Annotated in this window: 12 protein-coding genes; 4 read left to right on the top strand and 8 right to left on the bottom strand. The window is 39.9% G+C overall.

All coding sequences use genetic code 11. The features are described 5' to 3' along the window. Positions 1-206: 206 nt before the first annotated feature. From FTV17_RS10410 to FTV17_RS10400, 3 genes are read right to left on the bottom strand one after another with little or no spacing between them, the layout of a single operon-like run. Entirely contained in the window at positions 207-1,274 is a 1,068-nt protein-coding gene (locus tag FTV17_RS10410; protein WP_179999330.1) for a DUF6670 family protein, read from the bottom strand. An 18-nt stretch (positions 1,275-1,292) separates the two neighbouring features. Next, positions 1,293-2,117, bottom strand: coding sequence for a CDP-diacylglycerol--serine O-phosphatidyltransferase (gene pssA, locus FTV17_RS10405; protein WP_035269898.1), 825 nt, complete (start codon positions 2,115-2,117; stop codon positions 1,293-1,295). 39 nt (positions 2,118-2,156) lie between these two features. Continuing rightward, a complete protein-coding gene (locus tag FTV17_RS10400; protein ID WP_179999328.1) occupies positions 2,157-3,014 on the bottom strand; it encodes a 23S rRNA (adenine(2030)-N(6))-methyltransferase RlmJ in 858 nt (285 codons plus the stop codon). Between the two features lie 117 nt (positions 3,015-3,131). Between FTV17_RS10400 and FTV17_RS10395 the strand changes: the two genes are divergently transcribed. Continuing rightward, entirely contained in the window at positions 3,132-3,734 is a 603-nt protein-coding gene (locus tag FTV17_RS10395) for a 2OG-Fe(II) oxygenase (RefSeq protein ID WP_179999326.1), read from the top strand. Between the two features lie 58 nt (positions 3,735-3,792). Further along, positions 3,793-4,320, top strand: coding sequence for a hypothetical protein (locus FTV17_RS10390; protein ID WP_179999324.1), 528 nt, complete (start codon positions 3,793-3,795; stop codon positions 4,318-4,320). A 26-nt stretch (positions 4,321-4,346) separates the two neighbouring features. Here FTV17_RS10390 and FTV17_RS10385 read toward each other — a convergent pair whose 3' ends face one another. The 5 genes from FTV17_RS10385 to FTV17_RS10365 all read right to left on the bottom strand — a co-directional run bounded on the left by FTV17_RS10385 (position 4,347) and on the right by FTV17_RS10365 (position 8,868). After that, positions 4,347-4,598, bottom strand: a complete 252-nt coding sequence (locus FTV17_RS10385) for a DUF2789 family protein (protein WP_035269894.1) — start codon at positions 4,596-4,598, stop codon at positions 4,347-4,349. Between the two features lie 119 nt (positions 4,599-4,717). Beyond that, positions 4,718-4,957 carry a DUF2789 family protein gene (locus FTV17_RS10380; RefSeq protein ID WP_179999322.1) on the bottom strand — a complete coding sequence of 80 codons (240 nt, stop codon included), beginning with the start codon at positions 4,955-4,957 and terminating at the stop codon, positions 4,718-4,720. A 148-nt stretch (positions 4,958-5,105) separates the two neighbouring features. Next, on the bottom strand, positions 5,106-6,092 hold the full coding sequence (locus FTV17_RS10375) for a malate dehydrogenase (RefSeq protein ID WP_035269892.1): 987 nt from the start codon (positions 6,090-6,092) through the stop codon (positions 5,106-5,108). Between the two features lie 173 nt (positions 6,093-6,265). Next, on the bottom strand, positions 6,266-6,928 hold the full coding sequence (locus FTV17_RS10370) for a ribonuclease I (RefSeq protein ID WP_179999319.1): 663 nt from the start codon (positions 6,926-6,928) through the stop codon (positions 6,266-6,268). A gap of 26 nt (positions 6,929-6,954) precedes the next feature. After that, complete coding sequence (locus tag FTV17_RS10365) at positions 6,955-8,868, bottom strand: lytic transglycosylase domain-containing protein (protein WP_218945338.1); 1,914 nt, start codon at positions 8,866-8,868, stop codon at positions 6,955-6,957. Between the two features lie 360 nt (positions 8,869-9,228). Between FTV17_RS10365 and miaB the strand changes: the two genes are divergently transcribed. Then, a complete protein-coding gene (miaB, locus tag FTV17_RS10360; RefSeq protein WP_179999317.1) occupies positions 9,229-10,686 on the top strand; it encodes a tRNA (N6-isopentenyl adenosine(37)-C2)-methylthiotransferase MiaB in 1,458 nt (485 codons plus the stop codon). Positions 10,687-10,724: 38 nt separating this feature from the next. After that, complete coding sequence (locus FTV17_RS10355; RefSeq protein ID WP_179999315.1) at positions 10,725-11,810, top strand: PhoH family protein; 1,086 nt, start codon at positions 10,725-10,727, stop codon at positions 11,808-11,810. Positions 11,811-11,838: the final 28 nt, after the last annotated feature.

Genomic DNA, 11,838 nt, shown 5'->3' with positions numbered 1-11,838 from the left:
TTATTTTCTAACTCATTCTCAAAACTTAGATCCAACCTATTCAGCTAAATCCTTGTTTTTCAACAAGTTTTAATCAACATCACCGCCGATGGATGTGCATTCTACAGCATTCCTCTCCCAATGCAACCATGTTTTTTAAATATTTAAAAAAAATATGATTAACTGGATATTTATTGTTCAATTTACGTGTTTTTCTGCTTTTTGAGCTATTTTTTAAGCGTGCATGGCACAATACTTGCAAAATTATCCATTAATTTTTCATCTTTATTAATTTCTTGCCACTTTAAACTACGGCAATCTATATATTCACAATACCCAGATTGCCCCTCTTCTTGAATTCCGTCAATCTGCACCTCATAACTAAAACTACCGACATAACCTGCGGCAAGACCGAATTTAAAATCTCCACGACTTTCACCTTTCACGATTATTTTTCTTTTTTTATTTTCAAATGACCATTCAAATACACGCGCTAAATACATCTCATGCCCATTAGGGGTTTTTACTTTTGGGTATACACGATGGACTTTGAAATAAATATCATCAAACATTTCAGATGTCTGAGTTTTTAAATCTCTTAAATACATCCTTGATTGCACAATTTGATTTAAACCATTACGTATATGAGCAAGAAGTAACTGCCTTTGATCAATCAAATTAATAATCTGATAGGTAAAAAAGTGAAGTGGTAGATAAGGAATATTGATCGCTCTAGCAAATTCAAATGATCCTAACTGGTCAATTTTATATGTTTGTTCTTTATAGGTTACTGTTCCTTTGCATTGACACACTAATGACCAGTGATCAAATAAACCTAATTTTAGTTTGGTAAAGTGCGAAATAATTGGTTCAGTTTGAATACTCAGATCAACGGAAAGCTCATTGTCCTTTCTTATTAATTTGAAGTTCGGAATTGAGCCTTCTAATTGCTCTCTTTGTCCAAATACAAATTTATTCTCTTTGATCTCGCAATCATTGATGATTGAATAACCATGAAAATGTCCAACCATATGTGGACTAATACTCGTGATGAGTGAAACAGTATCCAAGGCTTTTGTTTTAATTGCATAATCATTACGCAGCATTGGAACATTCGGCTGCCCGATAATGGTTAAAAAATTAAAATAATGAAGGGGTGATGGTAATCCTGGAATCATCAATCCTTGATGAATAATTTTATAGATTCCTCGTGGACCGTGATAATCCAACCGAAGAGGAAAAGGAGCCTGATTCAGCTGTTTTGAATCGTCCGCTAAACTCATCAACAACTGCATATCAAACTCCTTTTTTATTTATATTGTTTTTTCTCGAGCCAAAAACGTAGTGACGAAACCTGAAAGTGCATAAATTATCGAGAGCACTAAAATACCGACAGGAATATTGTATGTAATCGCAGCAAAGATAAACACAACAATAGGCAAGACTGCGAACGGCACACGTTTACGATCTACGGTTTTAAACGAATAGTATTTAATATTCGAAATCATCAACAAGCCAACCGCAATAATAATGACTGCATTTATGGTCTGAATCATTGGATCAGATAGTACAAAAATTTCAGGGAAATCACGCCCCACCCAGACCAAAGAAATGATCATTACTGCGGCTAGAGGACTGGCTACACCAATAAAATAGCGTTTATCAACCACACCTATTTGCACATTGAAACGTGCCAATCGGAATGCAGCACAAGCAGTGTAGACAAAACATGCAGCCAAACCGATTCGACCTAGATCATGAAGACTCCAGCTATACATCAAAATTGCAGGCGCAACACCAAATGCCAACATATCTGATAATGAGTCAAATTGCTCACCAAAAGGACTTTGCGCTCCAATTGCTCGTGCGACCCGACCATCTAAACCATCAAATAAAGCAGCAATAAAAATGGCATAAATTGCTTGTGTGAATTCGCCATTCATACTTGCAATAATTGAGTAAAACCCTGACAACAATGCCGCAGTAGTAATCAGATTTGGCCACAGATAAATCCCACGACGCTTAACCTTTTGCCCTTCTTGCGTATGTTCCTCTTCTTCAACTTCGAAAGTAATACCATCAAAGCCTGGAACATTTCTTGGAGAAGATTCAGTTTCAGGTTTATTTATATTTGTCATTGTCATTCGTCCTAACTGTAGCCTTATCTCTCAATATTCTTATTCGCCGACCAACCAACGAACGGCAGCATGACCACCATTTTCACTCATTCTTAAGTGTGGGAAAAGCCATTGTAATGCTTCATCTGCATCTTCAGAAAACTTCCAAGGTGGATTAATCACCAATAAACCACAACCGTTTAAGCCCACAGGCGTATCGTCTGGCCACACACATACTTCACAAACCAATTGACGGCGAATACCAGTCTTAATCATTTTTTTCTCAAAACGATCAATCATCGCGCGGTCTTTAATTGGGTACCAAATTGCAAATACGCCTGTAGGCCATTTCTTATATGCTGTAGCGATGAGTTCAACCAACTGCGGAAAATCCTTTCGCTCCACCTCATATGGTGGATCAATCATGACCAATCCACGTTTTTCTTTAGGAGGAATCACACCAAGCAGACCTTCATAAGCATCACGCTCATGCAAACCTGCACGACGATCACGCACATTCATATAAAGTTGCTGAAATACATCTCGTTGCATCTCAAAAATAGTTGCTTTATCTGTTTCACGCATGCCTTCCAAAGCAAACCAAGGCGATCCTGGATAAGCGCCTTTTCCTGAACCTGCACGCATATCTTCTACAATTTTAAGATATTGCTTAACTCCTTCAGGGGCTTGACGCTTGATAGAGTCATCTAGTTTAACTAAACGGTGAATACCATTTAAGAACTCTCCCGACTTCTGTGCTGCAGAGGTTGATAAATCGTATTTACCTGCACCACCATGTGTATCAATGTAACGATACGGCTTATCTTTCTGATTAAGACGCGACAAAATCTGAAGCAACAATACATGCTTCATGACATCGGCAAAGTTTCCAGCATGGAAATGGTGACGGTAATTCATGTTTCAATTATTCCTAAGATCAACAATCATTTTAACATGAAAAAGTGTTTCATTCAGAATCGATTATTACTCTAAAATAGCTGACCTTTTTTTTATACAGTAAATAGCGAGATAAATATGGAAGCAGTTGTCATCCCAGGGGATTGGAGTGTTGATCAAATCCTTGATGATTTAGATCAACATGGCTTCAGTATCATCGATCATGCATACCCAATAAACTATTTAAAAAACGTTGTTACCGAATGCCAAAACCATCTTAATGATTTTAGAAATGCCGCAATTCAAAATGGCGTAGTCAGCACGATCCGCAGCGATCACATTTTGTGGTTAAATCCAAAACTTTCAATCTCCCATCAACATATACAAACCCTACAATCACTCTCCCAAATATTAAACCGCGAATTTTATTTAGGCATTCAAGAAGTAGAAGCGCATTTCGCTTGTTATAACCCTGGTGATTTCTATGCTTTACATCGTGATAACCCTCAAGATAAAAATGGACGTGTGATCTCGACAGTTTTTTATTTACATGAACAATGGCAGGAGAATTGGGGTGGCCAACTAAGACTCCAAGATAAGAATAATCAATGGCATATTATTGAACCCAAATCTAATCGCATCGCTCTGTTTCAAAGCGATTTATTACATGAAGTGCTGGTTACACAGCATCAACGCCTTTCAATTACAGCTTGGTTAAGGACAGAACGAACTTTGATTTAGCGCTTTAATTTTTTGGATTTGCCTCCATATAGGTTTTAAACCTGATGAGGACTCATCCATGCAATCAAATACCAAGCTAATTATTCAACGCATTGGTGAAACAGACCAACTCTACTTACAAAAAAATACGCCTGAGCTTGCCTTTGAACGTGCTGAGTTGCGCCTAGAGTTAGTCAGCATTAGTACACTTCGTCAGGAACAAATCCATTTTCTTCAAGAAGCCATAGTCCTTCTTGAGCAAGGTCGAGTGGATTTTGAAGAAATGCCAATGCGTTTGTATATTAATCTGACCCTGATGTTAGCTAGAGCCTACATGATGTATTTTGAGATTACTCAAGATGAAAAATTTGCGATTATCACTCAGCAAATTTTAAAATCATTAACGTCAACCAACCATAGTGATGTTTATTTTAATCTGGCTTATGCTTGTGCTTCTCGTAAAGAATCAGCACTTACACGCCATTGGCTGAATAAATATTTTAAAACCATTGATCATGATTTAGATGTCGTAAGAACCCACCCATCTTTCAAACAATTTCATGATCAAGAATGGTTTATCCAGTTAACCAAACCTAAAGTGCATTAAAAAAAGCCCCATGAATGGGGCTTTTTTTAGGCCATTTTTAATTTATATGCATCCATATGTAATTGTTGATTAAGTTCATCTATCCATATTGCCCAATCATCATCTTGTACTAAATGACTAATTAAGAAGTCGCGCTGACCTTTATTCCAGAATGGCGCATCATGTAAATTTTGTTGAGCGGAAAGCTGATGTGTACGGATATAGAGTTCAATTGCGGCTGGACTATTTGCTAACCCCAATTGAGAAAACAATAACGCTAAGGAAGGTTTATGTTCCATCAAGTGACTCTCCTTATCAGATTTTAATAAAATTATTATTTAAATAACTTATAAGAAATCCAAGAAAAAACCCAGCTTTTGGTCTGGGTTTATTGTTTCAATTTGTGATTATATTTTCATCACTTTGTGTCGTTTGTGAGTTGCTCACTCAGTTGATCAATGACAATGGCCCATTCATTATCTTTTTTCCAATGACTAATAATAAAATCGCGTTGCGATGGGTTCCAAAAATCAGCTTCATGCATCGGCGTATTGGGATCAAGCCGATGTGTTTGTATAAATTGATCAATGCCTTCAGGTGAGCTATCTAAGCCCAGTTGCTCAAAAAGTAATTCTTGATTTACTTCCATATCTAACATGGATTGCTCCTTGAATTTTCATGATTTTGTTCAAGATAACATGTCAATAAAAAGTTCAATGTAGAAGGATTTCTTAAGCATTGTTAAGTTTTGTGCATTAAAAAAGCACTCCATTCGGAGTGCTTTTTTAATTTAGTTGAAAACTAAATTATTTAACCATGTCAGCAATCGCTGCACGTTCTTCTTCTAACTCATTAAGCGTGAAGTTGATACGCTCACGGCTGAATTCGTCAATTTCAAGACCTTGAACGATTTTGTACTCGCCATTTTCACAAGTTACAGGGAAACCGAACATTACGCCTTCAGGGATACCGTAAGAACCATCAGAAGGAATACCCATAGTTACCCATTCGCCGTTTGTGCCAAGAGCCCAATCGCGCATATGGTCGATTGCAGCGTTTGCAGCAGAAGCAGCAGAAGAAAGACCACGCGCTTCGATGATCGCAGCACCACGCTTACCAACAGTTGGAAGGAATACGTCTTTATTCCATGCAGCATCGTTGATTTTGTCTTTTAAGCTTTCGCCGTTTACGTTAGCAAAACGGTAGTCAGCATACATTGTTGGAGAGTGGTTACCCCAAACTGTCATGTTTTTGATGTCAGACACTGCAACACCAGCTTTTTGAGCAAGTTGAGTTAACGCACGGTTGTGGTCAAGACGTAACATTGCTGTGAAGTTTTTCGCTGGAAGATCTGGCGCAGATTTCATTGCGATATAAGCATTCGTGTTAGCAGGGTTACCTACAACAAGAACTTTAACGTCACGGCTAGCAACTTCATTAAGCGCTTGACCTTGACCGATGAAGATTTCACCGTTGACTTTAAGAAGGTCAGCACGTTCCATACCAGGACCACGTGGACGTGAACCAACAAGAAGCGCGTAGTCAGCATCTTTGAATGCTACTTTAGGATCATCAGTACCGATCATGCCAGCCAACAATGGGAAAGCACAATCGTCAAGTTCCATCATCACGCCTTTAAGCGCTTGTTGAGCTTTCTCAACAGGAATTTCTAATAATTGAAGAATAACTGGTTGGTCTTTACCCAACATTTCACCGCTAGCGATACGGAATAAAAGGCTGTAACCAATTTGACCAGCAGCGCCAGTAACGGCAACGCGAACAGGTTGCTTCATGTAATTATCTCCAGTTGAGAGGATAGTCAATGCGATTAAATAGCTGTTCTATCTAATCTTAATAATCATAAACGGCGAAGATTGTACTCCAATACTTTGACAGATGCATTGAAAAGAGAATGAATTTCAACAAAAGTCTGATAGGAAATATAAATTAACTTCACGGAAATAAATTAGTATGCGCCCTCTATGTCAAATGTTTTTGGGCATGTTGAGACAATATCAGATGCACATGACTTGAATTGACCATTCGTGCGATAACAGATTTCAACCCCTGTTAACACTGGGCGACCATTTAAGCTTTGGCAGTGAAATTCAATACCTTGGCTGGGTAATTTTGGATTGAGTTTGATGAATTGAGATCGCAATGTCGCCATAGAGACTGTTCGGCGATCCACTCCTGTTAAGTAGTCAGGAACTTTTAATTGGTCTGCATGGTTAATAATTGTACGAAAATACTGACTGGCATTCATTGGAACGCAACCACCATAGTTTGCCCATAACTGAACCCTTGCCTGCTCATCAGGCATCACCCTAGCAACAACCCTCTTTTGTAGAGGTGCTAAGGCGGCAGACGAAGTCGTTTCACAATCATGACGACTGGTTTCTGGAATGAGACCCTTTATCGTCAGTGAATATCCTTCCAGACATTTACGTTGTTTCGCTTTTGTTCGATCTAATGCACAAATGGCAGGTGTCATTTGTACTTGAAGCACATAACCTTGCAAACCTTTCCCTGACGCCATCACATCTGCTGAACACAACAAAACCCCTACGCTCAAACTACTGAGGAGGTAAGTGTGTTGACGATTAAACAGCAGTTTTGTGTGATTCATTCAAGCTCACAAAAGTAGTTGAAAAGCTATTGAGTATTTCTAACTGGAATAGGTGGCATACGACTTTCGATCGCTTGCGGCCCTTGCCCAAGCAAAACACCATAATGAGCAGCATTGGTCATGACTTTCTTCACATAGTCTCGTGTTTCATGAAGTGGTATTGACTCTGTGTATTGATCCGCAGCAATGCTTTTGAACTCTGGTTGCCAACGGCGTGCTCTAGTCAGCCCTGCATTATAGCCAGCTGTAGCCAGAACGGGACTGTTACTCAGCATACCTTGAATCATTGACAGGTAATATGTCCCATAACGAATATTGGTATTCGGATCTGATAATGCAGCAGGATTATACGTTTCACCCATTTTTCGTGCCACATCTTTTGCTGTTGCAGGCATAATTTGCATCAACCCACCAGCACCGACATGGGAACGAGCCGTGGTCACAAAGCGACTTTCTTGACGCATTAAACCATAAGCCCATGAAGGATCAATCCCTGCATTTTTACTATGCGTCACCACCAGATTTTGATGTGGTGTCGCGTAACGATATGCATAGTTATGACGGTTAACTGTTCTTTCCGCCGCATAAATGGCACGGTCATACCACCCCATTTCCGTGGCACGTTTTGCAGCAGCCAGTAATAGGCCATCATCTTGCTTAAGATAAGCTTGGCGGACAGCCCAATTCCATTCGCGATTTGTATAAGTTGCTGAAGCATTGATGTTGCGTAATGCAAAAGCACGTCTAAAGTGAATATCTTGATCTAAACGTTGAATATCCTGTGCGCTTGGTTGAGCACGATCATCTGCTTCATTATAACGAATGCCTAAATGGTCTTTTGCCAACAGATTATGATAATCATCGCCAGCGGCAGCTAATCGTTGATAAATACTTTTCGCAGCTTGCTTGGAAGCTTGATCTTTGCGATTTTCATACGCTCTCGCCATCCAATATTGCCAGCGATCTTCTTGTTTTTGCGTAACGCTCATACTGTCTATGGCACGCAACACACTTTCCCACTCACCAAAACGAATCGCTTGACGTGCGTAAATTTCAGCCTCTTCTGGTGTAAAAGGCACGCCATAACTGTAATCAAAGTTCTTCAGCACTTCAGGATTAAAATTATTTTTCATCACTGTCGTACCTCCAATATACGCCACCGTGCGGTACATATATTTTTGAACATCTGCAGGAACACCTTGCACAACACGAGGAAGATTTTGAAGCGCCGTGTTCAAGTCCGCATCCGCAGCACGACCTAAAGCAAATACCAAATAAGCATAATCTGCTGTTGTTCCTTTGGTCGCAGACCATAAATAATTCAACGGATCTGCCTGAATTTGATTTAATTGTGCTAACGACAAGCTTAAACCCAGAGTTTGTGCTGTTGCGATTGCTGGACCAGACTGTCCCGCTCTGAGTTGCGCATATAGGCGCTGTTGACGATCCGTAGTCGTGAGTAAAGGACTACTTAACATTAAGCGACCTAAACCATTACACGATTCCGGCTGTGATTCTGTTTTAAGCCATACATCTTTATATTCAGCGTATACCAGTGTATCGCCATTTTTTGCTCGCACTTGCGCAACTGCACAGCTTTCAGCTTGGTCAGGATTGGTGACATAAGGTAAAACAGGTTGAGCTGTCTTAAAATCCGCTTGTTTTACCTTTTCTTCGACATAATCTGCAGCTAATTTTTCAGCCATTGCAGATTGAGGATAGCGCTGTGCAAAGCTGATAATATTCGTTGCGGGTTGGAAGCCTAAATTATTATTCAACATCCAATATTCTGGATAATATCCAAGCGCATCATTTTGCATTGCAGAACGATAATATTCGAGCTGAGCTGTATTACCCGAGTTCGCAAATTTAATCGCCTCATTAAATTGCTCTTCAGCCGCATGAGCAACGGGCAAACAACCTAGTGTTATCAGCCCCATTAAATATTGTTTTAACTGTTTTTGCTTCACTGCTTTTTTTAACACGCTTCTCTTCTCAACTTTAACTCGTCGCTACATTTGGACATGCTTTTTTGCATGATCAACTCTTTTGCAGCGCTTGGCAATTTTAAAATGTATTTTAAATACTCTAATGATCAAGTACTGTTCTGTTATGTAAAGCGCTGATTAACCACTATTATTTTAAAGTATTTTTACTGTAAATCCATAAACTTGATCTGATTTATATATTTGTTCAACCCGTAGTCCAAATACTGTAAAATAGCTCGCTTTTATTGAGTGTGGGATTCCCCCATACTTCACCGGAACATATTTATCCCTTTTTATAGGATAGGAGCCTTCATGACGGTTCAAACCTTCATTCCGAATAGTGCCCCAGCTGCCTCAGAAAACACTGTTACCCAGCCACAGCACACCCCAGCCATCGATGGTGCAGTCAAAAAACTGTATATCGAAACGCAAGGGTGTCAGATGAATGAGTATGACAGTCATCGTATGGCCGACTTGCTAGGTGATTCACACGGTTATGTATTAACGACAGACCCTGCTGATGCAGATATTCTTTTAATGAATACCTGTTCAATTCGTGAAAAAGCGCAAGAAAAAGTATTTTCAGAATTAGGTCGCTGGCGCAAGCTGAAAGAAAAAAATCCTGATTTGGTGATTGGTGTAGGTGGATGTGTTGCATCTCAAGAAGGTGACAATATCCAAAAACGTGCACCTTATGTCGACATGGTATTTGGTCCACAAACACTTCACCGTTTGCCACAAATGCTTGATCAGCATACGGATCAAATTGAAAAGCCGAAAAAAGAGAAAATCAAACTGGTAGACATCTCATTTCCAGATATCGAAAAGTTCGACTTCTTACCTGAACCTCGCGTTGAAGGTTATAAAGCGTTCGTATCGATTATGGAAGGCTGTTCAAAATACTGTTCATTCTGCGTGGTGCCATACACTCGTGGTGAGGAAGTCTCACGTCCCCTAGATGATGTACTTGCTGAAATTGCTGGTCTTGCGGAAAAAGGCGTACGAGAGGTTTCTTTACTCGGTCAAAACGTAAATGGTTACCGCGGAGAAACATTCGAAGGTGAAATCTGTACGTTTGCTGATCTTCTTCGTCTAGTGGCGGAAATTCCAGGCATTGGTCGTATTCGTTATACGACATCTCATCCATTAGAATTCAATGATGACCTTATCCAATGCTATCGTGATTTACCACAGATGGTTTCTCACCTTCATTTACCAGTTCAAAGTGGTTCAAATGATGTATTGAAAGCAATGAAGCGTAACCACACAATTGACGTTTATATCGATAAGATTGCTAAATTACGCCAGGTACGCCCTGATATGCATTTGTCTTCAGACTTTATTATTGGCTTCCCTGGTGAAACTGATGCTAACTTTGAAGAGACATATCAATTTATTCAAGACTTAGATTTTGATCATTCTTATAGCTTCATCTACTCGAAACGTCCTGGTACACCAGCATCAGAGCTGGAAGATTTAACACCTGAAGATGTTAAAAAAGAGCGCTTGGCTAAAGTTCAACAATGGATCAAGCAATCAAGTATCCAAAAAACTGATGCTATGCTTGGTACTGTCCAACGTGTGCTCATTGAGAGCGTTTCAAAACATGATCCAAACTTATTGGTAGGAACCGCAGACAATACACGTTTAGTAACATTTATTGGTGATGCTTCTTGGCTCGGACGCTTTGCAGAGATTGAGATTACAGAGATTAAAACCTTAAATTTAGTTTACGGTGAACTCTTGAATCTTGAACCTGACGTGGCGTAATGTAGAGGTATAGATTAACAGACTCTAAAGGAAATCTCTTGACTGCAGCGATTCGACGTACAGTGGCTTTTCCCGGTGTTTCAATGGACCGTTTACAAACCATGCTTGGCGCGTACAACGGTCATATGAAACAAATTGAACAACGTTTAGATGTAAAAATCAGTCAGCGTGGCGATAGTTTTTTTATTGACGGTGGAATTGATGAAGTCGAGAGAGTTGAAAGCTTACTTCAGCGCTTATACGCCGAAGCTGAAGTTTCTCAACAAATCAGCTCTGATTTGATTCATTTAATGATTCAAGGCAGCCAGACTGATCATGAATTACAATTGGATCCTAATCAAGAACACACTGGACTTGACGAAGTCTGGCTCCAAACCCGTAAGGGCCGCATTAATCCGCGGGGGACCAACCAAAAACGCTATGTACAACGCATTCTTCAAAGTGATATTTCTTTCGGGATTGGTCCAGCGGGTACAGGTAAGACCTATTTGGCTGTAGCTGCTGCCGTTGATATGCTTGAACGCAATGAAATTCAACGTATTCTTTTAGTTCGCCCTGCTGTGGAAGCGGGTGAAAAACTTGGCTTCTTGCCAGGTGACTTATCACAAAAAATTGATCCTTATTTACGCCCACTCTATGATGCCCTGTATGAAATGCTTGGCTTTGAAAAAGTGGCAAAATTAATTGAGCGTCAAATTATTGAAGTAGCGCCACTTGCATATATGCGTGGTCGTACACTCAATCACTCCTTTGTCATTTTAGATGAAGCCCAAAATACAACGCCAGAACAGATGAAAATGTTCTTAACTCGTCTTGGTTTTGGTTCGCGTGCAGTCATTACCGGTGACATTACCCAAGTGGATTTACCACGTGGGCAACAGTCTGGTTTGGCACATTCATTACGCGTGCTTGAAAAGATTAAAGAAATCCATATCACACGTTTTCACTCACGTGATGTTGTAAGACATCAGCTTGTACAAAAAATTGTAGAAGCATACGAAGGTTGGGACAGTGAACAACATCGTTTAACTGCTGAAGCACGTGCGGAACGTAAAGCGCGTCAAGAAGCACTCATATCAGAAAATGATTCTGCTGCTGATGCTCAGCATCAAGATGCAGAGTAATTTAAATCTAATCACGCTCAAGGCAAGA

It is taken from the genome of Acinetobacter sp. YH12239 (genome assembly GCF_013417635.1).
Classification (GTDB): Bacteria; Pseudomonadota; Gammaproteobacteria; order Pseudomonadales; family Moraxellaceae; genus Acinetobacter.
Note: the sequence above shows the minus strand (reverse complement) of the source record. Positions and strands in the feature narration are given on the sequence as shown.

What these genes read in the sequence shown, in the direction of transcription:
- FTV17_RS10410 (WP_179999330.1), bottom strand. Translation starts at nt 1,274, where the DNA reads ATGCAGTTGTTGATGAGTTTAGCGGACGATTCAAAACAGCTGAATCAG.
- pssA (WP_035269898.1), bottom strand. Translation starts at nt 2,117, where the DNA reads ATGACAAATATAAATAAACCTGAAACTGAATCTTCTCCAAGAAATGTT.
- FTV17_RS10400 (WP_179999328.1), bottom strand. Translation starts at nt 3,014, where the DNA reads ATGAATTACCGTCACCATTTCCATGCTGGAAACTTTGCCGATGTCATG.
- FTV17_RS10395 (WP_179999326.1), top strand. Translation starts at nt 3,132, where the DNA reads ATGGAAGCAGTTGTCATCCCAGGGGATTGGAGTGTTGATCAAATCCTT.
- FTV17_RS10390 (WP_179999324.1), top strand. Translation starts at nt 3,793, where the DNA reads ATGCAATCAAATACCAAGCTAATTATTCAACGCATTGGTGAAACAGAC.
- FTV17_RS10385 (WP_035269894.1), bottom strand. Translation starts at nt 4,598, where the DNA reads ATGGAACATAAACCTTCCTTAGCGTTATTGTTTTCTCAATTGGGGTTA.
- FTV17_RS10380 (WP_179999322.1), bottom strand. Translation starts at nt 4,957, where the DNA reads ATGTTAGATATGGAAGTAAATCAAGAATTACTTTTTGAGCAACTGGGC.
- FTV17_RS10375 (WP_035269892.1), bottom strand. Translation starts at nt 6,092, where the DNA reads ATGAAGCAACCTGTTCGCGTTGCCGTTACTGGCGCTGCTGGTCAAATT.
- FTV17_RS10370 (WP_179999319.1), bottom strand. Translation starts at nt 6,928, where the DNA reads ATGAATCACACAAAACTGCTGTTTAATCGTCAACACACTTACCTCCTC.
- FTV17_RS10365 (WP_218945338.1), bottom strand. Translation starts at nt 8,868, where the DNA reads ATGGGGCTGATAACACTAGGTTGTTTGCCCGTTGCTCATGCGGCTGAA.
- miaB (WP_179999317.1), top strand. Translation starts at nt 9,229, where the DNA reads ATGACGGTTCAAACCTTCATTCCGAATAGTGCCCCAGCTGCCTCAGAA.